The organism is Streptomyces sp. NPDC012794, from assembly GCF_042901085.1.
Classification (GTDB): Bacteria; Actinomycetota; Actinomycetes; order Streptomycetales; family Streptomycetaceae; genus Streptomyces.
Genome location: NZ_JBIBCI010000003.1, coordinates 431383 through 456224, shown reverse-complemented (window position 1 = coordinate 456224; position 24842 = coordinate 431383). Strand labels below are relative to the sequence as shown.

Below are 24842 nucleotides of genomic sequence, written 5' to 3'. Positions count from 1 at the left end.
GGCGGCCGTCGGTCCGTCGAACGGGCGCTTCGAACACGTCGTCAACCCCGCTCCGGTGGATTCGCCGGGGCGGGGTTTTCGTCCTGTTCGGGTACGGGGCGGACGGGTGGCCACGGCGTACGCTGCCGCCTATGTGCGGAATTGTGGGTTACGTAGGGGCGCAGTCTGCGCTCGATGTGGTCATCGCCGGACTGAAGCGGCTCGAGTACCGCGGCTACGACTCGGCCGGGGTCGCCGTGCTCGCCGACGGGGTGCTCGCCAACGTCAAGAAGGCCGGAAAACTGGTCAACCTGGAGAAGGAACTGGTGAGTCGGCCGCTGCCGGCCGGCTCCACCGGCCTGGGGCACACCCGGTGGGCGACCCACGGCGGGCCCACCGACGTCAACGCCCACCCCCACCTGGACAACTCCGGCCGGGTGGCGGTCGTGCACAACGGCATCATCGAGAACTTCGCCGCGCTGCGCGCCGAACTCGCCGGGCGCGGGCACCGGCTGGAGTCCGAGACGGACACCGAGGTGGTGGCGCACCTGCTGGCCGAGTCCTTCGAGGCGGCCGGCGGTGCCGGCGGTGCCGCCGGCGGCGGCCTCGCGGAGGCGATGCGGAGGGTGTGCCGGCGGCTGGAGGGCGCGTTCACCCTCGTCGCGGTGCACGCCGACGAGCCGGACGTGGTGGTCGGCGCGCGCCGGAACTCCCCTCTGGTGGTGGGCGTTGGAGAGGGTGAGAACTTCCTCGCCTCGGACGTGGCCGCGTTCATCGCCCACACGCGCGCCGCGATCGAGCTGGGGCAGGACCAGGTCGTCGAACTCCGCCGCGACGGGGTCACGGTGACCGGCTTCGACGGTGCGCCCGCGACCGTGCGGGCGTACCACGTGGACTGGGACGCCTCGGCGGCCGAGAAGGGGGGCTACGACTACTTCATGCTCAAGGAGATCGCCGAGCAGCCGAAGGCCGTCGCCGACACCCTCCTGGGCAGGATCGACGCGAGCGGCCTGCTGACCCTGGACGAGGTGCGCATCCCCGCCTCGGTGCTCCGGGAGGTCGACAAGGTCGTCATCGTGGCCTGCGGTACGGCGTACCACGCGGGCATGATCGCGAAGCTGGCCATCGAGCACTGGACCCGCATCCCGTGCGAGACGGAGCTCGCCAGCGAGTTCCGCTACCGCGACCCGATCCTGGACCAGCGGACGCTGGTGATCGCGATCTCGCAGTCCGGCGAGACCATGGACACCCTGATGGCGCTGCGCCACGCGCGCGAGCAGGGCGCCAAGGTGCTGGCCGTCTGCAATACGAACGGCTCGACCATCCCCCGCGAGTCGGACGCCGTGCTGTACACGCACGCCGGTCCGGAGGTGGCCGTCGCCTCCACGAAGGCGTTCCTGACGCAGCTGGTCGCCTGCTACCTCGTCGCGCTCTACCTCGGGCAGGTGCGGGGCACGAAGTGGGGCGACGAGATCCGGGCGGTGATCCGGGAGCTGTCGGACATCGCCGCGGCGGTGGACACCGTACTGGAGACCATGGAGCCGGTACGGGCCCTGGCGCGCTCCCTCGCCGACAAGAACACCGTGCTCTTCCTGGGCCGGCACGTCGGCTACCCCGTGGCGCTGGAGGGCGCGCTCAAGCTGAAGGAGCTGGCGTACATGCACGCCGAGGGCTTCGCGGCGGGCGAGCTCAAGCACGGGCCGATCGCGCTGATCGAGAAGGACCTGCCGGTCGTGGTCGTCGTGCCGTCGCCGCGCGGGCGGTCGGTCCTGCACGACAAGATCGTCTCGAACATCCAGGAGATCCGGGCGCGCGGGGCGCGGACCATCGTGATCGCGGAGGAGGGGGACGAGGCCGTGGTCCCGTACGCCGACCACCTGATCCGCGTCCCCGCGACGCCGACGCTGCTCCAGCCGCTGGTGGCGGCGGTGCCGCTCCAGGTGTTCGCGTGCGAGCTGGCGACGGCGCGCGGGAACGAGGTGGACCAGCCGCGTAACCTCGCAAAGTCCGTGACGGTGGAGTGAGCGAAGAGTGGGCGGGTTGTTCCTGTGATTGTCGGTGTGGGGATTGACGTTGCCGAGATCGAGCGGTTCGGCGCGGCACTGGAGCGGACGCCGCAGATGGCCCAGCGTCTCTTCCTCGACTCCGAACTGACGCTGCCGAGCGGCGAGCGGCGCGGAATCGCCTCGCTCGCCGCCCGGTTCGCGGCCAAGGAAGCCCTGGCCAAGGCCCTGGGGGCGCCCGCCGGGCTGCTGTGGACCGACGCCGAGGTGTACGTGGAGGACACCGGGCAGCCCCGGCTGCGGGTGTCCGGCACGGTCGAGGCGCGGGCGCGGGCGCTCGGCGTCAGGTCCTGGCACATCTCGCTGAGCCACGACGCCGGCATCGCGTCGGCCGTGGTGATCGCCGAGGGCTGACGGGGGCGGTGCCGCCGGGGGTCCGCGCCCGCCGTGCGGCAGGCTGGGGGCATGCGTACTGCTTATAGCGTGGAGACCGTACGGGCCGCCGAGCGCGAGCTGATGGCACGGCTGCCGGAGGGCGCCCTGATGTCCCGGGCGGCGGCCGGACTGGCTGCCGTGTGCGCGGAGTTGCTGGCGCGGCGCCGCGGCCGGGTCTACGGGGCCCGGGTGGTGCTGCTGGCCGGCCCCGGGGACAACGGCGGCGACGCGCTGTACGCGGGCGCCCGGCTGGCCCGTCGCGGCGCCGGGGTGACGGCGGTGCCGATGGACCCGGCGCGGATCCACCCGGGCGGGCTGGCCGCGCTGCGGGCCGCCGGGGGGCGCGTCGCGGAGTCGGTGCCCGCGCGGGCGGACCTCGTACTGGACGGGCTCGTCGGCATCGGCGGCCGGGGCGGGCTGCGGCCGGCGGCGGCCGCGCTGGCGGAGCGGATCCCGGCGGGCGCGCTCGTGGTCGCCGTGGACCTGCCGAGCGGCGTGGACGCCGACACCGGGGAGGTCGCGGGCCCGGCGGTGTCGGCCGACGTGACGGTGACCTTCGGCGCGTACAAGCCGGGGCTGCTGATCGACCCCGGGGCCTCGCGGGCGGGCGCGGTGCGGCTCGTCCCCCTCGGGCTGGACCTGCCGGCCCCGGCGGAGCTGGAGGCGCTCCAGCACGCCGACGTGGCCCGGCTGCTGCCGGTGCCGACGGCGTCGAGCGACAAGTACCGGCGGGGCGTGGTCGGGGTCGTCGCCGGGTCGCAGGAGTACCCGGGCGCGGCCGTGCTCGCCGTGGCCGGGGCGCTGCGGGGCGGCGCGGGCGCGGTGCGGTACGTCGGGCCGGCCGCGGACGCCGTGCTGGCGCGCTACCCGGAGGTGCTGGTGGGGCGGGGGCGGGTGCAGGCCTGGGTGGTCGGCCCCGGGCTCGGGTCCGGGCGGGCCGCCGAGGTCGAACGGGCGCTGGCGGACCGGGACGTGCCCGTACTGGTCGACGCGGACGGGCTGCGCGGGCTGGACCCGGCGGTGGTGCGCGCGCGCCGGGCGGCGACCCTGCTGACCCCGCACGCGGGGGAGGCGGCGGCGCTGCTGGGGGTGGCGCGGGACGCGGTGGAGGCGGGGCGGCTGGCCGCCGTGCGGGAGCTGGCCGGGCGGTACGGGGCGACGGCCCTGCTGAAGGGGTCGACGACGCTGGTGGCCTCCGGCGGTGCGGTACGGGCCAACCCGACGGGCACGCCCTGGCTGGCGACCGCCGGCAGCGGGGACGTCCTGTCCGGGCTGGCGGGGTCGCTGCTGGCCGGGGGCCTGGACGGGACGGACGCCGGCTCGGTGGCGGCGTACCTGCACGGCCTCGCGGGCCGGACCGCGGCCGCCGGCGCACCGGTCCCGGCCCACGAGCTGGCCGAAGCCCTGCCGGCGGCGTGGCGGTCGGTCGGGTCCTGACGCCGGGCGGCACGGTCCGGCCGTGGTGGCGGCCGTGGCGGCGCGTGACGGGCAGAGCGGAGGCTCGGGGAGGGTTCTGAGAGACTGTGGGCGATGAACGAGACACCGATGCGCGTGTACGCCGAGATCGATCTTGACGCAGTACGGGAGAACGTACGCGCCCTGCGCGCGCGGGCACCCCGGGCCGAGCTGATGGCCGTCGTCAAGGCGAACGCCTACGGGCACGGTGCCGTCCAGTGCGCCCGTGCGGCCCAGGAGGCCGGTGCCGCGTGGCTCGGCACCGCCACCCCCGAGGAGGCGCTCGCCCTGCGCGCCGCCGGCATCGAGGGCCGCGTCATGTGCTGGCTCTGGACCCCCGGCGGGCCCTGGCGGGAGGCCGTCGAGGCCGGTATCGACGTGTCCGTCAGCGGGATGTGGGCCCTGGACGAGGTCCGGGCCGCCGCCCGCGCGGCCGGCCGTACCGCCCGCGTCCAGCTCAAGGCCGACACCGGCCTCGGCCGCAACGGCTGCCAGCCCGCCGACTGGGCCGAGCTGGTGGGCGCGGCCGTCGCCGCCCAGGCCGAGGGCACCGTCCGGGTCACCGGCGTCTGGTCCCACTTCGCCTGCGCCGACGAGCCCGGCCACCCCTCCATCGGGCTCCAGCTCGACGCGTTCCGCGACATGCTGGCCTACGCGGAGAAGGAGGGCGTCGACCCCGAGGTCCGGCACATCGCCAACTCGCCCGCGACGCTCACCCTCCCCGAGAGCCACTTCGACCTCGTGCGCACCGGGCTCGCCGTCTACGGCGTGTCCCCGTCGCCCGAGCTCGGCACCCCCGCCCAGCTCGGGCTGCGCCCCGCCATGACCCTCAAGGCCTCCCTCGCGCTGGTCAAGGCCGTCCCCGCCGGGCACGGCGTCAGCTACGGCCACCACTACGTCACCGGGACCGAGACGCACCTCGCGCTCGTCCCCGCCGGCTACGCGGACGGCCTGCCCCGGAGCGCCTCCGGCCGCGGGCCGGTGCTCGTGGGCGGCAAGGTCCGGCGGGCCGCCGGACGGATCGCCATGGACCAGTTCGTCGTGGACCTCGGCGAGGACCTCGCCCGGGCCGGCGACGAGGTCGTCCTCCTCGGGGACGCCGGGCGCGGCGAACCGACCGCCGAGGACTGGGCTCAAGCGGCGCACACGATCGCGTATGAGATCGTCACCCGTATCGGAAGCCGGGTTCCCCGGGTGTACCTCGGCGGCTGACGCGGCCGTCACGGGCCGAGTGCCGGGTGCGAGTGCTGAGTGAGGACGGCGACGTCGTGAGCGAGAACTGGCGCAGGGCCGGCTGGGCCGGCGCCGCCATCGGTGTGCTGGCGGCCGGTGCCGCGGCCGGTGTCGCGGTCGAACGCATCACCGTGGGGCGCGGCATCCGCATGAAGGCGCGCCTCGCCCTCGACGCCGCCGGCGACTTCGGCTCCCTGCGCGGGACCGAGGGCGCGTGCCGCGCCGAGGACGGCACCGAGCTCTACTACGAGACCGACGAGCTGCCCGAGGAGGGTACGAAACGCCGGCTGCGGCCCAAGGACCCGGCGGCCGGCACCACCGTCGTCTTCTGCCACGGCTACTGCCTCTCCCAGGACTCCTGGCACTTCCAGCGCGCCGCCCTGCGCGGGGTCGTTCGTTCCGTCTACTGGGACCAGCGCAGCCACGGCCGCAGCGCCCGGGGCCTGGCCCAGGCCGACGGCGAACCGGTGACCATCGACCAGCTCGGCCGCGACCTGAAGGCCGTCATCGACGCCGCCGCGCCCGAGGGCCCGCTCGTCCTCGTCGGCCACTCCATGGGCGGCATGACCGTCATGGCCCTCGCCGACCAGTTCCCCGAGCTGGTGCGCGACCGCGTCCGCGGGGTGGCCCTGATCGGCACCTCCAGCGGCCGGCTCGACGAGGTGACGTACGGGCTGCCCTCGGTCGGACTGGGCGCGGTGCGCCGCATCCTGCCCGGGGTGCTGAAGGCGCTCGGCTCCCAGGTCGAGCTGGTGGAGAAGGGTCGCCGGGCCACCGCCGACCTCTTCGCCGGCATGATCAAGATGTACTCGTTCGGCTCCCGGGACGTGGACCCCGGTGTGGCGCGCTTCGCCGAGCGGCTGATCGAGGCCACCCCGATCGACGTGGTCGCGGAGTTCTACCCGGCCTTCCAGACCCACGACAAGAGCGCCGCCCTCCAGCGGTTCGCGGACATCCCGGTCACCGTCGTCGCCGGGGACCGGGACATGATCACCCCGGCCGGGCACAGCGTGGCCGTCAAGGAGGTGCTGCCGGCCGCCGAGCTGGTGGTGCTGGAGGACACCGGGCACCTGATGATGCTGGAGCGCCCCGACCTCGTGACCGGGCTGCTGACCGGCCTGCTGGCGCGCACCGGCGCCGTCCCCGCAACGGCTAACGTTGGGGGACATGGAAGAAGTACCGCGGGAAGCGCCGCGCAGCCCGGCCGCTGAGGCACTGGCCGAGGCCGCCGCAGAAACCCTGATCACCGTCGACTCGCCCGCCTCCATGCAGGAGCTGGGCCGCAGGATTGCCGGCCTGCTGCGCCCCGGCGACCTGGTCCTGCTGACCGGCGAGCTCGGCGCGGGCAAGACCACCCTGACCCGGGGGCTGGGGGAGGGGCTGGGGGTGCGCGGGGCCGTGACCTCGCCGACCTTCGTGATCGCCCGCGTCCACCCGTCCCTGGGCCAGGGGCCGGCGCTGGTGCACGTGGACGCGTACCGCCTCGGCGGCGGGCTCGACGAGATGGAGGACCTGGACCTGGACGTCTCGCTGCCCGAGTCCGTGGTCGTCGTGGAGTGGGGCGACGGCAAGGTCGAGGAGCTCTCCGACGACCGGCTGCACGTGGTGATCGGGCGGGCGGTCGGCCACGAGGAGGTCCTGGACGACGTACGCGAGGTCGCGCTGCGCGGCGTCGGCGCGCGGTGGGCCGGCACGGAGCTGGCGGCCCTCTCGGAGCGGTAGCAGGCGTCCCGCGCGACTCCGCCGAACCCGGCGGAGCCGGGTGGAGTCCGGTGGAACGGGGGCCGGACCGCCCGGCCCGGCCGGGATCCGGCGGATACGCCGGTATCCGCCGACGGCCGTACGTGGTTCCGGCCCGCGCGGCCGACAACGTACCGACAAGTCGTCGGGAAGATATTGCGTTGGCGTGGGCTCGCGTGATGACATGGTACCCAGCGCTGGTTAGGTCTACCTAAGTACGCGTCCCGGGTCTCAGGAGGCAGCCATGTCGGCAGCAGGAGCAGAGCGAGCGCCCGTCGTGTCCATGCGGGCTCTGCTCGCGGCGGGCGCGGCCGCCACGGCGGTGTCCACGCCGCCCGCGCGCGGCGCGGCGGAACCGGAAGAGGGGCCCGCGCCCGAAACGGAACGGGAACAGGCCGCCCCCGAGTCGGAAGCGGCCTGATACGCACCTTCGGGTGAATCACGCTGCGTGGGCGCCTTACGCCGCATGAGGCGCCCCGCACCGGGGAACGCCGTGGGAAGCCCCACGAGCGCCGGGAGAGGCCGTCGGCGCGGGCGGCCGTCAGGCGACGACGACGACCTTCGCGCCGATCGTCGCGAAGGCCCAGACCGCGTCACCGTCAGCCCGTGCCATGCGGATGCCGCCGGTCTTCTTCGTGGTGTCCGGCTCCGGCATCGCACCGTCCACCCGGGCGCTGAAGCCGATCGCGATGCCGTCCGCGCTGGCGAACCGGACGACGTGCTCGATCGGCACCCCGTCCGTGCCGGTCACCGCGCCCGCGCGCGAGCCGACGACGTAACTGCCCGGCGCCGGGTGCACCGTGCTCGGCACCACCGCGAACGTCCTCGGCTCCTTGCCGTCCTCCGCGACCAGCCAGACCCGCTTCTGGGAGACCGAGTACACGACCCGCGGCCCCGTCCCGGAGTCCGCCGGCACCGCGGCGGGCTTCGCAGGGTCCTGCTTCGCGGGGGCCTGTCCCTGCGGCGCGGCAGGGGCCTGCGGGCCCGTCCGGGCGGGGTGCGCGGGCGCGGTCGCGGAGGCCTGGTAGCCCAGGAAGCCGATCGCGGCGATCGCCGCCGCGGTGAGCCCGGCCACGATTCCCGAGCTGCTGCGTGCCACCTTGCTCCACCTCTCCGCGCCATGGGTCGTCGAACTCCCGGCCGACCCGGGTGTGTCCCCCGTCGAAAGGTAGCAGCCGGCCCCCGCCCCGACCGGCCGCAAGGCCCTGGGGCCGGGGAGTCGTAGGCTGTTCGCGTGCTCTTGCTCGCCGTAGATACCGCCACGCCCGCCGTCACCGTCGCCCTGCACGACGGGGAATCCGTCCTCGCCGAGTCGAACCAGGTCGACGCCCGCCGCCACGGGGAGCTCCTGCTGCCCGCCGTGGACGAGGTCCTCGCCGAAGCCGGGGTGAAGCTCGAAGCCGTCACCGGCGTCGTCGTCGGCGTCGGCCCCGGCCCCTACACCGGGCTCCGCGTCGGCCTCGTCACCGCCTCCACCTTCGCCGCCGTCCTCGGCGTCCCGGTGCACGGCCTGTGCACCCTCGACGGGCTCGCGTACGCCGCCGGGGCCGCCGGGATCGAGGGCCCCTTCACCGTCGCCACCGACGCGCGGCGCAAGGAGGTCTACTGGGCGCGCTACGAGGACCCGCGCACCCGCGTCGGCCAGCCCGCCGTCGACCGCCCGGCCGACATCGCCGACCGCGTCGCCGGCCTCCCGGCCGTCGGCCAGGGCGCCCTGCTGTACCCGGAGGTCTTCCCGGACGCCCGCGCCCCCGAGCACCAGTCGGCCGCCGCGCTGGCCGCCCTGGCCGCCGAGCGCATCGCGGCCGGGGCGGAGTTCCTCCCCCCGACCCCCCTCTACCTGCGCCGCCCCGACGCGCAGGTGCCCAAGAACTACAAGGTGGTCACCCCGCAGTGACCGCCCCGACCGCAGTGCTCCGCGAGATGCGCTGGTGGGACATCGAACCGGTGCTGGAGCTGGAACACGAGCTGTTCCCCGACGACGCCTGGTCGGCCGGGATGTTCTGGTCCGAACTCGCCCACGCGCGCGGCCCGCACGCCACCCGCCGCTACGTCGTCGCCGAGGAACCAGGGACCGGCCGCCTCGTCGGCTACGCCGGACTGGCCGCCGCGGGCGACCTGGGCGACGTGCAGACCATCGCCGCGGCCAAGGACCAGTGGGGCACGGGCCTCGGCGCCCGGCTGCTCACCGAGCTGCTGCGCGCCGCGACCGCCTTCGAATGCGCCGAGGTGCTGCTGGAGGTGCGGGTGGACAACACCCGTGCCCAGCGGCTCTACGAGCGGTTCGGCTTCGAGCCGATCGGCTTCCGGCGCGGCTACTACCAGCCCGGCAACGTCGACGCGCTCGTGATGCGCCTGACCGACCCGGCACAGACCAGAACCGAAAACCCTGAGAGCAGTGAGAGCAATGGCTGACGAACCGCTCGTCCTCGGCATCGAGACCTCCTGCGACGAGACCGGCGTCGGCGTCGTCCGCGGCACCACCCTGCTGGCCGACGCGATCGCGTCGAGCGTCGACGAGCACGCCCGCTTCGGCGGGGTCGTGCCCGAAGTGGCCTCCCGCGCGCACCTGGAGGCGATGGTCCCCACCATCGAGCGCGCCCTGAAGGAGGCCGGGGTCAGCGCCCGGGACCTCGACGGCATCGCCGTCACGGCCGGCCCGGGCCTCGCGGGGGCGCTGCTGGTGGGCGTCTCGGCGGCGAAGGCGTACGCGTACGCGCTCGGCAAGCCGCTGTACGGCGTCAACCACCTCGCCTCCCACATCTGCGTCGACCAGCTGGAGCACGGGCCGCTGCCCGAGCCGACGATGGCGCTGCTGGTGTCCGGCGGGCACTCCTCGCTGCTGCTGGCCCCCGACATCACCAGCGACGTACGGCCGCTGGGCGCGACCATCGACGACGCCGCGGGCGAGGCCTTCGACAAGATCGCTCGCGTGCTCCAGCTCGGCTTCCCCGGCGGTCCGGTCATCGACCGGCTGGCGAAGGAGGGCGACCCCAAGGCGATCAACTTCCCGCGCGGTCTGACGGGGCCGCGCGACGCGGCGTACGACTTCTCCTTCTCCGGACTGAAGACGGCGGTGGCCCGCTGGATCGAGGCCAAGCGCAACGCGGGCGAGGAGGTGCCGGTGCGCGACGTGGCGGCGTCCTTCCAGGAGGCCGTGGTGGACGTGCTGACGCGCAAGGCGATCCGCGCCTGCAAGGACGAGGGCGTGGACCACCTGATGATCGGCGGCGGCGTGGCGGCCAACTCCCGGCTGCGCTCGCTCGCGCAGGAGCGCTGCGACGCCGCGGGGATCGTGCTGCGCGTGCCGCGGCCGAAGCTGTGCACCGACAACGGCGCCATGGTGGCGGCGCTGGGCGCGGAGATGGTCAGGCGCAACCGGCCGGCCTCCGACTGGGACCTGTCGGCGGACTCCTCGCTTCCGGTGACGGACCCGCACGTGCCGGGCACGTCCTCCCAGGAGCACGAGCACGAGCACGGGGGCGGGGGCGGGGACGGCCATGCCCATGGTCACGCGCACGACCACGACCACGTGCACGAGCTCAGCAAGGACAACCTCTACTCATGAGCACCGTCGCCCTGATGTGGGAGGCCCGGGCCGTCGACGGCCGGGGCAACGAGCTCCTGGAGTGGGCCCGGGCGCAGGTGCTGGCCCGGGAGCCGGTGCGCCGTGAGGTGCTGCGCGCCCCGCAGGAACGGGTGCTCGTGATCACCTGGTGGGAGGTCCCCGAGGGCCTGGCGGCGGAGCTGCCCGAGCTGCCCGAGCCGGCCGCGGACCTGATCACCCGGGCGGTGCACCGCTGGCGGTTCGAGTCGGTGGAGACGACCGGTACGGGCTGAGGTGCCCGCCGCGGCGCGCTGCGGCCCTGGTCGGAGGGGCGGTCGAGGAGCTCTGCGGCGAAGCTCGAAGGGCCGCCGCTAGGGTCGTGCGCATGCCTAGCCGTGACCTCCCGCCCCCGCCGCCGCCCGCGCACCTGCGCGAGTGGCTGGACGAGGGCGTCGTACGGGCCGACCGCGCGCGTTTCCTCGCGGACCTGAGCCGGCGCAGCCTCGGCCTCGGCCGGCTGCTGTCGCTCTGGGGCGTCGCGGCGGCCTTCGCGCTGGGCTGGACCTTCGCCGGGCTGGCCGTGACGGCCTTCGCGGCGGGCGGCCCGGCCGGCTGCCTCGCCGGGGCCGTCTGCTCCGCGGCCGGGACCGCCGTACTGCTGCGCGCCGGGCTGTGCTGCGCGCGCGGCGCCCGGCGGGAGCGGCAGGTGCGGCAGCTGCTGTGCGCGTGGGTCCTGGCGGGCCGGGACCCCGGGGCCGATACCCGCCTGCGGGCCCCGGCGCGGAGCGCGGTGTGGCTGACGGCCTCCCTGGCGCTGGGCGGGTTCGGCCTCTGGCTGGCCTTCGCGTCGGCGGCCGGGGCGCGGCCGGGCACGGACACGTACGGGGAGGTGGCGTACTTCACGGGCCTCGGCATGATCCTGTGGACCACCGCCCTGCTGGGGCTGGCCAAGGCCGCGGCGTACTCCCGCTGGACTCGCACCCCGGCCCCGGCGGCGGGCGACCGGCCCCGGCTCCGCGTGCCGGAATCCCGTCTCGCGGGGGTGTGAGGGGCCTGGGCCCTGTCGTCAAAGTCCCGCCCGGACCGGCGCTACTTTGACGACAGGGCCTCGAAGGCCGGGCGGCCGATCAGCATCGACGGGGCCCCCGCCACCCGCGTCAGGAAGACCGTCGCCGAGTTCGGGCCCTGCGGCTTGACCTTCCTGCGCAGCTCCTCCGGCTCGATCGCGGACCCCCGTTTCTTCACCGTCAGGATCCCGACCTCCCGCTCGCGCAGCAGCGCCTTGAGCTTCTTCAGCCCGAACGGCAGCACGTCGGTGATCTCGTAAGCGGTCGCGTACGGCGTCCGGCGCAGCTCGTCGGCGGTGATGTAGGCGATGGTCGGGTCGATGAGCCGCCCGCCCAGCTGCCCGGCCACCTCCGCGACGAGGTGGGCGCGGATCACTGCACCGTCGGGCTCGTACAGCCAGCGCCCGACCGGTCCCGCCTCCGGATCCGGCAGCGGTTCGGCGGTCTCCAGCGCGCGCGGCCCCGGCAGCAGGGTGGCCCGCACCGTGCCCGGCACGGTGCCGAACCACAGGACGGCCTCCTTCACGTCCCCGTGGTCGGAGATCCACTCGGCCTCGGCCTCCGCCGGAACCGCCTCGTGCGGGATGCCGGGCGCGATCTTGATGGCCGCGAACCGGGCCGCGCGGGCCGTCTCCACCGCCCACGACAGCGGCGGCGAGTACGACTCCGGGTCGAAGACGCGGCCGCGCCCGCCCCGCCGCGCGGGGTCGAGGAAGACGGCGTCGTACGGGGACACGTCCACGGCCGTCACATCGGCCTCCCGGACCTCGATCAGTTCCGCCAGCCCCAGCGCGTCGGCGTTGGCCCGCGCGACGGCCACCGTCAGCGGGTCGCGGTCCACGGCCAGCACCCGGATCCCGCGCCGGGCCAGCGCCAGGGCGTCCCCGCCGATCCCGCAGCACAGGTCCGCGACGCTGCGTACGCCCAGCCCGGCGAGCCGCTCGGCGCGGTACGCGGCCACCGGCGCGCGGGTGGCCATCTCCCCGCCGCCGGGGGTGAAGTACATCCGGTAGGCGTCCTCGGCCCCGAACTTCGCCACCGCCCGCTGCCTCAGCCGGGCCTGCCCCAGCGCGGCCGACACCAGCGCGGCGGGGTACTCGCGGCGCAGCCGGGTGGCCACGGCCAGCTCCTGGGCGGGGTCGTAATCGCGGAGCGAGGTCAGGAGGGCGCGGCCCTCGAAGGTGAGGAGCGCGGCGAAGTCTTCGGGGGTCACCGGTTCATTGTGGGCCAGCCGGTGGAAGGGGCGGGTCCGGCCGTGGTGTCGTCCGGGGCGCGGCGCCGCCTGGTGCAAGGATCCGCTGCTATGCAGCTTGTACGACAAACATCACATACTTCGCAGTATGGTCACCGGCTCGCGGGACGCCCGCGCGGCCGGTACGGGGTGGCCCTGGCCGCGCTGCTGGTCGCCGCCCTGGGCACGGGGTGCGGCGCCGCGGAGTCCGGGAAGCCCGCCAAGGCCAAGCCCGGCCAGGGGACGGAAGCGGGCGGCGCGGCCGGTGCGCTCGCCAACCCCGCCGAGAAGCTCAAAGCCGCCCAGCAGGCCCGCATCGCCGCGGCCAAGAAGTGGCGGCTGGCCAAGACGCCGCTCCCGGCCCCGGCCGCACCCAAGGAGAAGCCCGAGATCACCACGCGCGAGGGCTTCGAGGTCGAGGACCAGGACGAACTGCCCCCGGTCTTCACCACCATCCCGACCGAGGACAAGGTCGTCTTCCTGACCGTGGACGACGGGGCCGAGAAGGACCCCGAGTTCATCAGGATGATGAGCGAGCTGAAGATCCCGTACACGGCCTTCCTCAGCGACTACCTCGTGCGCGAGAACTACCCCTACTTCAAGGAGATGCAGGCGGCGGGCGTCACCCTCAACAACCACACCGTCAACCACCGCTACATGCCCGGACTCTCGTACGAGCAGCAGCGCGAGGAGATCTGCGGCCAGCAGGACATCATCCAGAAGCAGTTCGGCAAGCGGCCCTCGCTCTTCCGCCCGCCGTACGGCAACTACAACCAGGACACGCTGCGCGCCGCCAAGTCCTGCGGCATCAAGGCGGTCCCGCTGTGGAACGCCGAGGCGTTCGTGAACCGGATGGAATACCGCGAATGGGACCGCGACCTCCACCCCGGTGACATCATCCTCACGCACTTCCGGGGCCGGGAGGACTGGAAGGGCACGATGCCTGACATGATCCGTCATGTCATGAAGACCGTCACGGACAAGGGATATGCCGTGGCACGCCTGGAGGACTACTTGTGAGGTACGCGCGCCGGTTGGTAGCCGGGACGCTGACGGCCGGCGCGCTCGCGCTGTCCCTGACGGGATGCGGGAACAGCGTGGATCCCATCGAACGGCTGGGCCGCAAAACCGCTCAGGACACCGCCTCCCCCTCGGCGCCCCCGTCCGGGCCGGCCCCCGCGGCGAGCTCCGCGCAGGCCGGCGCGGCGGGGGACGACGCGTACCGGAAGTGGGGCCTGAAGGCCCCCGTCCAGTACGCACCCAAGCCCGCCCAGAAGCCCCAGCTCCCCAAGGCCGCCCCCGGCAAGGCGGCCGTGCTGGACCGAATACCCGTCGCGCCGACGGAGAAGGTCGTCTTCCTGACCTTCGACGACGGCGCGGAGAAGGACCCCGAGTTCCTGAAGATGGCGGCCGACCTCAAGCTGCCGATCAGCATGTTCCTGACGGACAACGTCGCTTCCTCGGACTACGGCCACTTCGAGAAGCTCCGCGACAACGGCTCCGGCAGCACGGTGAACAACCACACCCTGACGCACCCGAACCTGCGCACCCTCCCCTTCGCGGCGCAGAAGAAGGAGATATGCGGGCAGCAGGACCGCCTGGAGAAGCGCTTCGGCAAGCGGCCTCCGCTCTTCCGCCCGCCGTTCGGGAACTACAACGACGACACCCTCAAGGCCGCCGCCGAGTGCGGGGCCCCGACGGTGGTCCTGTGGCGGGCGTCGATGCAGGTCAACGACTTCCAGTACGCGGAGGGCTCCGCCCTCAAGCCGGGTGACATCATCCTGGCCCACTTCCGCGGCCCGTCGGAGCTCAAGGGCGCGACGGAGACCCAGATGACGGCGCGGATGCTCCAGCGGATACAGGACCAGGGGTACAGGATCGGGCGCCTGGAGGACTACCTGTAGGACTGCCTGTAGGACCACCTGTACGGGCCGGGCGGCTAGGCCGTCTCTTCCGGATCTTGCTCCCCCAGCTACCGCTGGGAGGTACCCCCAGACCCGCGGCGTCTGGCACGGCACCTCGCCGCGTTGTCGGCACAGCCGAGTACGTCCAGTACGCGCGCTGTGCCTCGGCCTCGCGAGGCACCGCACCAGACGCCGCGGGCTTGACCGGCAAGATCCGAAAGAGACGACCTAGTGCTGTGACCGGAAACGATCACCGGGGTGGTGCTGACTTGCCGTGTGTCGGTTGGATGTGACGACACGTCCGATCGGTGTGAGGAGGCTCGATGGCAGTGCCGGTCAGGGTCCGCAGGCTGACCGAGCAGGAGGGGCGGAAGCTCCAGCGGATCGTGCGGCGGGGCAGCACCAGCACGGTGCGGTTCAGGCGGGCGATGATGCTGCTGGCCTCGGCGGGCGGGAACACCGTCCCGGCGATCGCGAATCTGGTGCAGGCGGACGAGGACACGGTCCGTGACCTCATCCACCGCTTCAACGAGGTCGGGCTGGCCTGCATGGACCCTCGGTGGGCGGGAGGCCGTCCCCGCCTGCTCAGCGATGACGATGAGGAGTTCGTCATCGAGTCGGCCACCACCTGCCCCACCACGCTCGGCAAGCCCTTCACTCGCTGGTCGATCCGGAAACTCGCGGACCATCTGCGGCGCCACGCCGCCCGCCCCATACGCATGGGCCGCGAGGCCCTGCGCTGCCTGCTCGCGCGCCGCGGCGTGACGTTCCAGCGGACCAAGACCTGGAAGGAATCCAGCGACCCGGCCTTCGACGCCAAGCTGGACCGGATCGAGTACGCGCTGACCGAGCGCCCCGACCGCACCTTCGCAGCGGTACCTGCGCTGGCGCAACCAGAACGGCCGCCACCCCGACGTCCTGGCCGCCCAACGGCGCGAACGCGCCCGTGTCCGCAGCGAGAGGGGCATTCGGTGGGGCGGTCGACCACTGGGCGTGGCGGCCTGAGGATCCCCGCCACGGCGGTCTACACGGCCATCTCCTCGGGAGAACGCCGGGTGATCTTCTTACCCGCTTCGGTCTCCACCAGGGTCACAGCACCGATCCAATCACCATCGGGGTACTCCCAGTTGGCTGGGTCCTCCAGGACCGCCGAAAGCTGATCGCGAGGCACCAGCTCTCCGGGCTGGAAGCCCTTCTCCCCTGACGGGGACGTCCACGGCGCGACTCGACGAACCTCGATCCATCCACGAGCGATGAGAGTCAGCAAGGTCCCTGCCAGCTCCTTCACGGGCCGGGACTGATCGGCATCGTCGAGATCCCCCCAGACACCAGCCAGAATGTCGATCTCATACGAATTGACCATGAACGCTTCCTCGGACTTGGTCAACGCTTGCCACTCACGTTCGCTCATCCGCCGATCATCGCAGGACACCCGGTGATCGTTTCCGGTCACAGCACTAGCCGGCGCTGCGGTCCGCGAGGGGACGGCGACGCTGCGCGGGATCGGTCAGCGACAGCGGCTGCCAGACGCCGTCCGGGTGGTAGAGGTTGGTGCCCGGCGGCACGATCTCGTCGATCCGGTCCAGCACCCCGTCGTCCAGCACCAGATCGGCCCCCTTGAGCGCGGCCCCCAGCTGCTCGGCCGTACGCGGACCGATGATCACCGAGGTGACGGCCGGATGCGCGAGCGGGAAGGCGAGGGCCAGCTCCGGCACCGTGCGGCCGATCCCGTCCGCCACCTCCGCGAGCCGCTCGACGGCCTCCAGCTTGGCGACGTTCCCCGGGATCGACAGGTCGAAGCGCGCGGGGTGCAACGCGGCCCGGCCGGTGGTCATGTCGATGGCGCGGCCCAGCCGGTGCCTGCCGCTCAGGAAGCCGGACGCCAGCGGGCTCCAGGTCAGCACGCCCATGCCGTAGCGACGGGCGACGGGCAGGACGTCCCGCTCGACGCCCCGCGCGAGGATCGAGTACGGCGGCTGCTCGGTGCGCGGGCGCGGCAGCGCGCGGCGTTCCGCGACGTGGTGCGCCTCGGCGATCTGCTCGGCGGGGAAGGTGGAGCAGCCGAAGGCCCGGATCTTCCCGGCCCGGACCAGGTCGCCGAGGACGGACAGGGTCTCCTCGATGTCGGTCGAGGGGTCGGGACGGTGCACCTGGTAGAGGTCGATCCAGTCGGTGTCGAGGCGCCTCAGGCTGTCCTCCACGGCTCGCGTGATCCAACGCCGCGAGTTGCCGCTGCGGTTGCGGCCCTCACCCATCTGGAAGTGCACCTTGCTGGCGAGCACGACGTCGTCCCGGCGCCCCTTGAGGGCCTTGAGCGCCTTGCCGACGATCGTCTCCGACTCGCCGGCGGAGTACATGTCGGCGGTGTCGACGAAGTTGATGCCCTGGTCGAGGGCGGCGTGGATGATCCGGACGCAGTCGTCGTGATCGGGATTGCCGATCGCACCGAACATCATCGTGCCGAGGCAGTACGCACTCACCTCGATGCCGGTCCCACCCAGGTTTCGGTATCGCATGGTCATACGGGCGGACTGTAGGAGCTGGAGCGCGCTCTAAGTCAAGGGGTGGGGGTGGGGCGGGGTTTCGGGGGCGGGGTGCCGGCGGGGCGGTCTCGGAGACGGTTTGGGGGTTTCCCGTCAGTCCCATCGTCCTTCCGGTTCGTGCCGGCCCGTCAAGGGCGCTCACTTCGTTCGCGTCACTGCGTGATGTCGCTTCGCTCCACCCTTGACAGCCCGTCCCGCCCCGGAAAGCCGAAAGACTGCCGGGAACCCCCCAAAAGAACGGTCACGGGGCAGGAACGGGAGGGGCGGCTCCCTCAGTGACGAGACGAGGGACCGGGCCACGGCCATGTCCCGCATTCGGGCCCGCGCACTGCCCGGCCAGGCCGGGGGCCCGGCTATCCGCACCACATGACGATCAGGGCCCCATCCAGGACCGGCAGGCGCGTCAGATCGCTACGCGCTCCTCCCGGCATGGCGTCCAACGGCCGTCTCGGGCTGATACCCGCACCACATGTCGATCAGGGCAGCATCCGAAACGGATGGGCGCGTCAGATCGCTACGCGCTCCTCGTTTCTCGGCGGCTGATGCCCGTCTCGGGCTGATGGCTGCGCTGGACGGTGATCACAGAGGGGGACCTTCATGGGACCGGCTCGGCCGTCAGGATGGTGAGGAGCCCGGGGAAGCGGGCCTCGATGTCCGCTCGACGCAGTTCTGCCATCCGGCTATTGCCCCGGTCGACCTGGCGGACCAGCCCGGCCTCCCGGAGGGTGCGGAAGTGGTGGGTGACCGTCGCCTTGGAAACGGGCAGGGCGAAGGAAGCGCAGGTGCGCGCCGCGCCTTCCGGGGCGGCGGCCAGCTCGCGCACCACCCGGCGGCGCAGTGGGTCGGCGAGCGCGGACAGCACTTTGCCGAGCTCGATTTCCTCGATGGCCGGGTGACCCTCGTCGTCGGGCATGGTGGCGACCTCCTCTCCTTAGGTATGGATTGGATCTTACCTTCGGCGGCTGCTAGCGTCCGGCAGGTACGAACTCGGTCGTACCTATCTCTGGGGGAGAACTTGATGGATCAGCTCGTCACCGTCGTGGGCGTCGCCCGTCCCAAGCCCGAACGCGCCGGAGAGCTCATGGACCTGCTGCTCTCCTTCGTCGAGCCCACCCGGCAGGAGCCCGGCTGCCTGGAGTACCACTTCCACGAGGACTGCGAGGAGCCCGGCGTCTTCGTGTTCTACGAGGTGTGGCGCAGCCAGGCCGACCTCGACGCCCACTTGGCGCTGCCGCACCTGCGGGACTTCTGGGAACACCGGATGGACTACCTGGCCACTGACCTGGAACTCCGCTTCGTGAACATGCGCAGTCCCCACGGTCACTAGTCGTGTGGCCCTGATCGGCACGTGGTGCGGGTATCGGCCGAGGACGGTCGCCGGACGCTATGCCATGAGGAGCGCGTAGCGATCTGACGCGCCCACCGGTCCCGAATGCTGCCCTGATCGTCATTTCGTGCGGGTGTCAGCCACGGACGGTCGCCGGACGCCCAGCCGGGAGGAGCGCGTAGCGATCTGACGCGCGGGGGCGGACCGCCGAGAGTCTTGGGGGGCCCGGATGCCCGGCGGGCCGACGCCCGACCGCCCGTCTCATCGCTGAGGGAGCCGACCCTTCCCCATGGACCGTGCCGTTCTTTCGGGGGGTTCCCGGCAGTCCTTGTCTTTCCGGGGCGGGCTGGTCGGTCAAGGGTGGCCGAAGGCCATCGCGTAGCGACGCGAACGAAGTGAGCGCCCTTGACGGGCCGGCGCGAACCGGAAGGACGATGGGACTGACGGGAACCCCCCAAACCAGCCCTGAGGCCGCCCCGCCGAAACCCCGACCCCAGACCCCCCCCCGCAGCCCCGCCCCCGCCCCCTCACCCCACCCCCGCCACCACCGGCGTGATCGTCGTCTCCGCCGGGCCGTGGGCGTCGGCTTCGCGTTGGCGTTCCGCGCTGTCGCTGATGCGCAGCAGCAGGGCGATCATGATCCAGTTCGCCAGCAGTGACGAGCCGCCCTTCGCCAGGAAGGGCAGGGCCTTGCCGGTCAGGGGGATCAGGCCCGTCACGCCGCCGGCGACCACGAAGACCTGGAGCGCCAGTGCCGCGGCCAGGCCCACCGCCAGCAGCTTGCCGAACGGGTCCCGCGCGGCCAGTGCCATGCGCAGGCCCCGCTGCACGAGCAGGGCGTAGACGAACAGGACGGCCATGACCCCGGCCAGGCCGAGTTCCTCGCCCACCGTCGTCAGGATGAAGTCGCTGCGGCCCGCGAACTTGATCAGCTCCGGGTGGCCCATGCCCAGGCCGGTGCCGGAGACGCCGCCGGTGCCGAAGCTGAACAGGGCCTGCGCGGACTGCTCCGAGTTGAGGCCCTGCGGAGGGTTCGGCGAGTAGATCGCCAGGGGGTTCAGCCAGGCGGCGACCCGTGCCTTGACGTGGGGTTCCGTCGAGCCGACCACGAAGGCGCCCACGGCCGCCATGAGCAGGCCGCAGACGATCCAGCTGGTGCGCTCGGTGGCCACGTACAGCATCACCACGAAGACGCCGAAGAAGATCAGCGAGGTGCCGAGGTCGCGCTCGAAGACCAGGACGAGCAGCGACAGGATCCACACCGTGATGATCGGCCCGAGCTGGCGCATCGGGGGCAGGCGCATGCCCAGGAACTTGCGGCCGGTCAGGGCCAGGGAGTCGCGGTGGACGACCAGGTAGCCCGCGAAGAAGATCGCGATCATGATCTTCACGAACTCGCCCGGCTGGAGCGAGAAGCCGAAGAGGATGATCCACCGCTTCGCGCCGTACGTGTCCGCGCCGAAGAACGCCGGTGCGATCAGCAGGACCAGGGCGATGGCCATGGTGATGTAGATGAACCGCTGGAGCAGCCGGTGGTCGCGCAGCAGCGCCACGACCAGGATGCAGGCGGCGACCCCGACCACCGTCCACATCAGCTGGTCGGGCGCGTTCGCCACGGAGTCGTACCGCTCGATGTAGCCCTGGTCGAGCCGGTGGATCAGGACCAGTCCGAGCCCGGTCAGCAGCATGGCGAGCGGGAAGACCAGCGGGTCCGCGTACGCCGCGAACCGGCGGATGCCCAGGTGTCCCACCAGGGACAGCAAGGTCAGGCTGATGACGAAGCCGGCGAGGTGCTGCGGCAGCTCGCCGTTCATGGCCAGTCCGGCGCTGACGTGGCCGAAGACGGCGATGCCGATGACCAGGACGAGCAGCAGTGCTTCGGTGCGGCGGCGGGCGCCCGCCGCCGTCAGCGGCCTCAGTCCGCGCACGGGACGCCGCCGCCGCCGAGGGCGTTCCGCTCCGGCCGCGGAGGGGGCGGCGGCGGGGCGGATGACCGGGTGGGGGCGGGGGAAGGAGAAGAGGACGGCGCGCCGTCCGGCGCACCCGGGGTCGTCACAGTGGCCGGCCCGGGGCCGATCTGCTCGGCAATGCGGCGCTTTATCTTCATATCTTCTACGACGTCGATGCCCTCCCCGAGGTTCCTTTCGGAATGACTCATTCCGGATCCTTCGCGGGGGCGGACCCTCGCCCGGGCGGGCTGCTGCGGAGGGATTCAGCCAGCTTGCGCGCGTCTTCGGCCGCGGGGGCGCGCCCACCCGAAGCGGCGCATACCGGGCGGAGGTCCCCCGGCGTTCCGGTGTGGGGCCCGGGCGGTCCCGGCGGGGTGGGCGTTCAGCCGAACGGGGGGTTCGGCGGCCGGAATACGTGGAACCGGTGGAGCGTGTTGGCACTCCGCTTGACCGAGTGCTAATCGCCGGAATAGTCTCGCACCTGGCACTCACCCCCGGTGAGTGCCAACACAGCGACAGGCAGGTCCGGCACCCGCGACGACGGATCGACCTGGTCGCCACCTCAGACAGTTAACCCCGGATCTCCGAAGGGGGAGGTCGGATCGTGACGACCGCCAGCTCCAAGGTTGCCATCAAGCCGCTTGAGGACCGCATCGTGGTCCAGCCGCTCGACGCCGAGCAGACCACGGCCTCCGGCCTGGTCATCCCGGACACCGCGAAGGAGAAGCCCCAGGAGGGCGTCGTCCTCGCGGTCGGTCCGGGTCGCTTCGAGGACGGCCAGCGTCTCCCGCTGGACGTCAGCGTCGGCGACATCGTGCTGTACAGCAAGTACGGCGGCACCGAAGTGAAGTACAGCGGCGAGGAGTACCTCGTCCTCTCGGCCCGCGACGTCCTCGCGATCGTCGAGAAGTAATTCTCTTCTCCAGTTTTGCTTTGAGCTGCGCCCCTGGTCACCCTGCTGATGCCGGGCGGCGAGGGGCGTAGTTCGTTTCAGGCGGTCGCGGTGAGCGGCCGAGGATCGCAACGAGAGGGCGGAACCGCTCCCATGCCCAAGATTCTGAAGTTCGACGAGGACGCCCGCCGCGCCCTTGAGCGCGGCGTCAACAAGCTTGCCGACACGGTCAAGGTGACGATCGGCCCCAAGGGCCGCAACGTCGTCATCGACAAGAAGTTCGGCGCCCCCACCATCACCAACGACGGTGTCACCATCGCCCGCGAGGTCGAGCTGGACGACCCGTACGAGAACCTGGGCGCGCAGCTCGTGAAGGAGGTGGCGACCAAGACCAACGACATCGCGGGTGACGGCACCACCACCGCCACCGTGCTGGCCCAGGCGCTCGTCCGCGAGGGTCTGCGCAACGTCGCCGCCGGCGCCTCCCCGGCCGCCCTGAAGAAGGGCATCGACGCCGCGGTCAAGGCCGTGTCCGAGGAGCTCCTCGCGACCGCCCGCCCGATCGAGGACAAGTCCGACATCGCCGCCGTGGCCGCGCTCTCCGCGCAGGACGCCCAGGTCGGCGAGCTCATCGCCGAGGCGATGGACAAGGTCGGCAAGGACGGTGTCATCACCGTCGAGGAGTCCAACGCCTTCGGCCTGGAGCTCGAGTTCACCGAGGGCATGGCCTTCGACAAGGGCTACCTGTCCCCGTACATGGTCACCGACCAGGAGCGTATGGAGGCCGTCCTCGACGACCCGTACATCCTGATCAACCAGGGCAAGATCTCCTCCATCCAGGACCTCCTGCCGCTGCTGGAGAAGGTCATCCAGGCGGGTGGCTCCAAGCCGCTGCTGATCATCGCCGAGGACGTCGAGGGCGAGGCCCTCTCCACCCTCGTCGTCAACAAGATCCGCGGCACCTTCAACGCGGTCGCCGTCAAGGCCCCCGGCTTCGGTGACCGTCGCAAGGCGATGCTCCAGGACATGGCCACCCTCACCGGTGCCACCGTCATCGCCGAGGAGGTCGGCCTCAAGCTCGACCAGGCCGGTCTGGACGTCCTCGGTTCCGCGCGCCGCGTGACCATCTCCAAGGACGACACGACCATCGTCGACGGTGGCGGCAACGCCGCTGACGTCGCGGGCCGCGTCAACCAGATCAAGGCCGAGATCGAGTCCACGGACTCCGACTGGGACCGCGAGAAGCTGCAGGAGCGCCTGGCGAAGCTCGCCGGCGGCGTCTGCGTCATCAAGGTCGGCGCCGCCACCGAGGTGGAGCTCAAGGAGAAGAAGCACCGCCTCGAGGACGCCATCTCGGCGACCCGCGCCGCGGTCGAGGAGGGCATCGTCTCCGGCGGTGGCTCCGCGCTCGTCCACGCCGTCAAGGTCCTCGAGGGCAACCTCGGCCTGACCGGCGACGAGGGCACGGGCGTGTCGGTCGTCCGCCGCGCCGCGGTCGAGCCGCTGCGCTGGATCGCCGAGAACGCCGGCCTCGAGGGCTACGTCATCACCTCGAAGGTCGCCGAGCTCGACAAGGGCCAGGGCTTCAACGCCGCCACCGGCGAGTACGGCGACCTGGTCAAGGCCGGCGTCATCGACCCGGTCAAGGTCACCCGCTCCGCCCTGGAGAACGCCGCTTCCATCGCCTCCCTGCTGCTCACGACCGAGACCCTGGTCGTCGAGAAGCCGGCGGAGGAGGAGGCCGAGGCCGGTCACGGCCACGGTCACGGCCACAGCCACTGAGGCTGACGCCACAGGCACACGAGAGGCCCCCGTCCCGCCGTTCCGTACGGCGGGGCGGGGGCCTTCCCGTTGCCGCGGTTCAGGGCCGGGGGCTCACGAACCCATCGACTTCATCGGGTCCATCCCCAGCTGGCGCATCATGCCCATGACGTCGTAGTGCCACCAGCCTTCGGCGATCATCCCGTCCTTGCAGCGGAAGGTCGTCTGGCCGGTCGCGCTGACCTTCTTGCCGGTGGGCGCGAGACCCATGAAGTCGCCGGTGTGCGTGGCGTTCCAGGTCCAGAGCGTGGTGACGAGGTCCCCTTCGGCGAGCTGCTGGTCCTTGGTGAAGGTGAACTCGAAGGCGGAGCGCCACATGGCGAGGTCCGCCATCAGGCCGTCGATCCCGGTGGCGTCCGGGTCGGCCTGGAAGATGTCGTGGTCGACGTAGTCGGAGGCGAAGATCTCCTCGGCCATCGACCGGTCGCCCGACACGGCCAACTCGTCGAACATGCGGTCCACGAGCATCTTGTTGAGGTTCTCGTCGCGGACCACGTCCAGGTTGGTGAAGGTCGGCATCCCCTCGCACAGGGCCACCATCTCCTGGAACATCGTGTCCGTCTCCGGGAGCTGGGAGTTCTTCATGGCCTCTTCGTACGAGGGGAATTCGACCACGTCCAGGTAGTGGTTCTCGTCGTCGCGGTCCCTGGCCACGATGCTGTGGGTGACGGTCCGCTTGCCCTGGCTCTGCGAGACGTACCGGTCCAGCAGCTGATTGAGGTCGTCCTGCCGACTGGTCTTGTAATCGATAATCTGTACGAATGTCATGGCGGTCTCCCGGGCTGGAAGGGACATTTCCAGTTTAGGGAGATTCGTTCCGGTCGGCCGCTCCGCCGGTGACCAGGAGGGCTACTGGGGGCCGTACTTGCGCCCGGTCCGCGAGGACACCCCGCCCAGCAGCCCGCGCGGCGTCAGCTTCACCACGCCCATCAGCGCCTTGTAGCGCGGGTCCGGGATGGAGACGGTCCTGCCGCGGGCCAGGTCGGTCAGCGCGGCGGCCACCAGCTTGTCCGCGTCGAGCCACAGCCAGCCCGGGATGTTGTCGGTGCCCATGCCGGCCCGCTGGTGGAACTCGGTCCGCACGAAACCGGGACACAGGGCCATCAGCCGCACCCCCGACCCGCTGAGGTCCCGCGCCGCGCCCTGGGTGAACTGCACGACCCAGGCCTTGCTGGCGCCGTAGGTGCCGCGCGGTACGAAGGCCGCCACCGAGGCCACGTTGATGACCCCGCCCCGGCCGCGGGAGCGCATCGACTCCGTCGCCGCCGAGGTCAGCCGCAGCACCGCCTCGATGTGCACCTTCAGCATGGTCAGCTCGTCTGCCATCGACACCTCGAGGTAGCGGCCCTTGTTGCCGAAGCCCGCGTTGTTCACGAGCAGGTCCACCGGGTGCTTGCGGTCCCCGAGGCGGTTCTCGACGGACTCGATGCCCTTGTCGGTGGAGAGGTCGGCGGCCAGTACCTCGGCCTCGATGCCGTGCCGGTCGTGCAGTTCGGTGGCCTGTTCGGCCAGCCGCTCGGTGTCGCGGGCCACCAGTACGAGGTTGTGGCCCTGGGAGGCGAGCCGCCGGGCGAAGGCGGCGCCGATGCCCGCCGTGGATCCAGTGATCAGCGCAGTCGTCATGTGCGCAAAATAGCCGCCCGCGCCGGCTTCCGTGCTTCCGCGGGCACGTGCGTGCGATCCGGCGCTCCGCCCGGGCCCCGGCGGGGGCCCGTA

25 protein-coding genes and 1 pseudogene are annotated in these 24842 nt (G+C 72.2%); 18 read left to right on the top strand and 8 right to left on the bottom strand.

What is annotated here, in order from left to right:
• Nucleotides 1-131 precede the first annotated feature (131 nt).
• From glmS to ACFY7H_RS08135, 7 genes are all read left to right on the top strand, one after another.
• Nucleotides 132-2003 (top strand): glutamine--fructose-6-phosphate transaminase (isomerizing), encoded by a 1872-nt coding sequence (glmS, locus tag ACFY7H_RS08165; protein WP_388934791.1) that lies wholly within the window; start codon nt 132-134, stop codon nt 2001-2003.
• Between the two features lie 24 nt (nt 2004-2027).
• Entirely contained in the window at nt 2028-2396 is a 369-nt protein-coding gene (locus ACFY7H_RS08160) for a holo-ACP synthase (RefSeq protein WP_388934788.1), read from the top strand.
• Nucleotides 2397-2447: 51 nt separating this feature from the next.
• Nucleotides 2448-3854 carry an NAD(P)H-hydrate dehydratase gene (locus ACFY7H_RS08155; RefSeq protein WP_388934786.1) on the top strand — a complete coding sequence of 469 codons (1407 nt, stop codon included), beginning with the start codon at nt 2448-2450 and terminating at the stop codon, nt 3852-3854.
• A gap of 93 nt (nt 3855-3947) precedes the next feature.
• Nucleotides 3948-5084: an alanine racemase gene (alr, locus tag ACFY7H_RS08150; protein WP_388934783.1), complete on the top strand. Its 1137-nt coding sequence runs from the start codon at nt 3948-3950 to the stop codon at nt 5082-5084.
• Nucleotides 5085-5116: 32 nt separating this feature from the next.
• The gene (locus ACFY7H_RS08145) at nt 5117-6316 is read left to right on the top strand and encodes an alpha/beta fold hydrolase (protein ID WP_388935026.1); all 1200 of its coding nucleotides are present in this window, start codon (nt 5117-5119) and stop codon (nt 6314-6316) included.
• Nucleotides 6273-6827, top strand: coding sequence for a tRNA (adenosine(37)-N6)-threonylcarbamoyltransferase complex ATPase subunit type 1 TsaE (gene tsaE, locus ACFY7H_RS08140; protein ID WP_388934779.1), 555 nt, complete (start codon nt 6273-6275; stop codon nt 6825-6827). Before ACFY7H_RS08145 ends, tsaE begins: the two co-directional genes overlap by 44 nt.
• A gap of 262 nt (nt 6828-7089) precedes the next feature.
• Nucleotides 7090-7266: a hypothetical protein gene (locus ACFY7H_RS08135; protein WP_388934776.1), complete on the top strand. Its 177-nt coding sequence runs from the start codon at nt 7090-7092 to the stop codon at nt 7264-7266.
• Between the two features lie 120 nt (nt 7267-7386).
• Here ACFY7H_RS08135 and ACFY7H_RS08130 read toward each other — a convergent pair whose 3' ends face one another.
• Nucleotides 7387-7944, bottom strand: coding sequence for a hypothetical protein (locus ACFY7H_RS08130; protein ID WP_388934773.1), 558 nt, complete (start codon nt 7942-7944; stop codon nt 7387-7389).
• Between the two features lie 135 nt (nt 7945-8079).
• On the opposite strand from ACFY7H_RS08130, the gene tsaB reads away from it, so the two are divergent.
• The 5 genes from tsaB to ACFY7H_RS08105 all read left to right on the top strand — a co-directional run bounded on the left by tsaB (nt 8080) and on the right by ACFY7H_RS08105 (nt 11440).
• A complete protein-coding gene (gene tsaB, locus ACFY7H_RS08125; protein WP_388934770.1) occupies nt 8080-8742 on the top strand; it encodes a tRNA (adenosine(37)-N6)-threonylcarbamoyltransferase complex dimerization subunit type 1 TsaB in 663 nt (220 codons plus the stop codon).
• Entirely contained in the window at nt 8739-9260 is a 522-nt protein-coding gene (gene rimI, locus ACFY7H_RS08120) for a ribosomal protein S18-alanine N-acetyltransferase (protein ID WP_388934767.1), read from the top strand. The genes tsaB and rimI overlap by 4 nt, the downstream gene beginning before the upstream one ends.
• The gene (gene tsaD / locus ACFY7H_RS08115) at nt 9253-10413 is read left to right on the top strand and encodes a tRNA (adenosine(37)-N6)-threonylcarbamoyltransferase complex transferase subunit TsaD (protein WP_388934764.1); all 1161 of its coding nucleotides are present in this window, start codon (nt 9253-9255) and stop codon (nt 10411-10413) included. The genes rimI and tsaD overlap by 8 nt, the downstream gene beginning before the upstream one ends.
• Nucleotides 10410-10685: a hypothetical protein gene (locus ACFY7H_RS08110; RefSeq protein WP_388934762.1), complete on the top strand. Its 276-nt coding sequence runs from the start codon at nt 10410-10412 to the stop codon at nt 10683-10685. Before tsaD ends, ACFY7H_RS08110 begins: the two co-directional genes overlap by 4 nt.
• A gap of 92 nt (nt 10686-10777) precedes the next feature.
• Complete coding sequence (locus tag ACFY7H_RS08105) at nt 10778-11440, top strand: hypothetical protein (RefSeq protein WP_388934759.1); 663 nt, start codon at nt 10778-10780, stop codon at nt 11438-11440.
• Nucleotides 11441-11481: 41 nt separating this feature from the next.
• Here ACFY7H_RS08105 and ACFY7H_RS08100 read toward each other — a convergent pair whose 3' ends face one another.
• Nucleotides 11482-12750 carry a methyltransferase domain-containing protein gene (locus ACFY7H_RS08100; RefSeq protein WP_388934756.1) on the bottom strand — a complete coding sequence of 423 codons (1269 nt, stop codon included), beginning with the start codon at nt 12748-12750 and terminating at the stop codon, nt 11482-11484.
• A 12-nt stretch (nt 12751-12762) separates the two neighbouring features.
• On the opposite strand from ACFY7H_RS08100, the gene ACFY7H_RS08095 reads away from it, so the two are divergent.
• The 3 genes and pseudogenes from ACFY7H_RS08095 to ACFY7H_RS08085 all read left to right on the top strand — a co-directional run bounded on the left by ACFY7H_RS08095 (nt 12763) and on the right by ACFY7H_RS08085 (nt 15599).
• Entirely contained in the window at nt 12763-13710 is a 948-nt protein-coding gene (locus ACFY7H_RS08095; RefSeq protein WP_388934754.1) for a polysaccharide deacetylase family protein, read from the top strand.
• A gap of 14 nt (nt 13711-13724) precedes the next feature.
• Nucleotides 13725-14594, top strand: a complete 870-nt coding sequence (locus ACFY7H_RS08090; protein WP_388935023.1) for a polysaccharide deacetylase family protein — start codon at nt 13725-13727, stop codon at nt 14592-14594.
• 323 nt (nt 14595-14917) lie between these two features.
• Nucleotides 14918-15599 (top strand): annotated as a pseudogene (locus ACFY7H_RS08085) (transposase).
• Between the two features lie 19 nt (nt 15600-15618).
• Here the strand turns inward: ACFY7H_RS08085 and ACFY7H_RS08080 are convergent.
• The 3 genes from ACFY7H_RS08080 to ACFY7H_RS08070 all read right to left on the bottom strand — a co-directional run bounded on the left by ACFY7H_RS08080 (nt 15619) and on the right by ACFY7H_RS08070 (nt 18050).
• Nucleotides 15619-16005, bottom strand: a complete 387-nt coding sequence (locus ACFY7H_RS08080) for a hypothetical protein (protein ID WP_388934752.1) — start codon at nt 16003-16005, stop codon at nt 15619-15621.
• Nucleotides 16006-16051: 46 nt separating this feature from the next.
• Nucleotides 16052-17110 (bottom strand): aldo/keto reductase, encoded by a 1059-nt coding sequence (locus ACFY7H_RS08075; RefSeq protein ID WP_388935020.1) that lies wholly within the window; start codon nt 17108-17110, stop codon nt 16052-16054.
• Between the two features lie 622 nt (nt 17111-17732).
• The gene (locus ACFY7H_RS08070) at nt 17733-18050 is read right to left on the bottom strand and encodes an ArsR/SmtB family transcription factor (RefSeq protein ID WP_388934750.1); all 318 of its coding nucleotides are present in this window, start codon (nt 18048-18050) and stop codon (nt 17733-17735) included.
• Nucleotides 18051-18155: 105 nt separating this feature from the next.
• Here ACFY7H_RS08070 and ACFY7H_RS08065 point away from each other — a divergent pair, with 105 nt between their 5' ends.
• Nucleotides 18156-18464, top strand: a complete 309-nt coding sequence (locus ACFY7H_RS08065) for a putative quinol monooxygenase (protein WP_388934747.1) — start codon at nt 18156-18158, stop codon at nt 18462-18464.
• A gap of 527 nt (nt 18465-18991) precedes the next feature.
• On the opposite strand, the gene ACFY7H_RS08060 is transcribed toward ACFY7H_RS08065, so the two are convergent.
• Nucleotides 18992-20392: an FtsW/RodA/SpoVE family cell cycle protein gene (locus ACFY7H_RS08060; RefSeq protein ID WP_388934745.1), complete on the bottom strand. Its 1401-nt coding sequence runs from the start codon at nt 20390-20392 to the stop codon at nt 18992-18994.
• A 625-nt stretch (nt 20393-21017) separates the two neighbouring features.
• Between ACFY7H_RS08060 and groES the strand changes: the two genes are divergently transcribed.
• Together groES and groL are read left to right on the top strand one after the other, a co-directional pair.
• Nucleotides 21018-21326, top strand: coding sequence for a co-chaperone GroES (groES, locus tag ACFY7H_RS08055; RefSeq protein ID WP_030230757.1), 309 nt, complete (start codon nt 21018-21020; stop codon nt 21324-21326).
• A gap of 132 nt (nt 21327-21458) precedes the next feature.
• Entirely contained in the window at nt 21459-23087 is a 1629-nt protein-coding gene (gene groL / locus ACFY7H_RS08050) for a chaperonin GroEL (RefSeq protein ID WP_388934742.1), read from the top strand.
• A 93-nt stretch (nt 23088-23180) separates the two neighbouring features.
• Here the strand turns inward: groL and ACFY7H_RS08045 are convergent, their stop codons facing one another.
• On the bottom strand, nt 23181-23894 hold the full coding sequence (locus ACFY7H_RS08045) for an ester cyclase (protein WP_388934740.1): 714 nt from the start codon (nt 23892-23894) through the stop codon (nt 23181-23183).
• 81 nt (nt 23895-23975) lie between these two features.
• Nucleotides 23976-24749 (bottom strand): SDR family NAD(P)-dependent oxidoreductase, encoded by a 774-nt coding sequence (locus ACFY7H_RS08040; protein ID WP_388934738.1) that lies wholly within the window; start codon nt 24747-24749, stop codon nt 23976-23978.
• Nucleotides 24750-24842 lie beyond the last annotated feature (93 nt).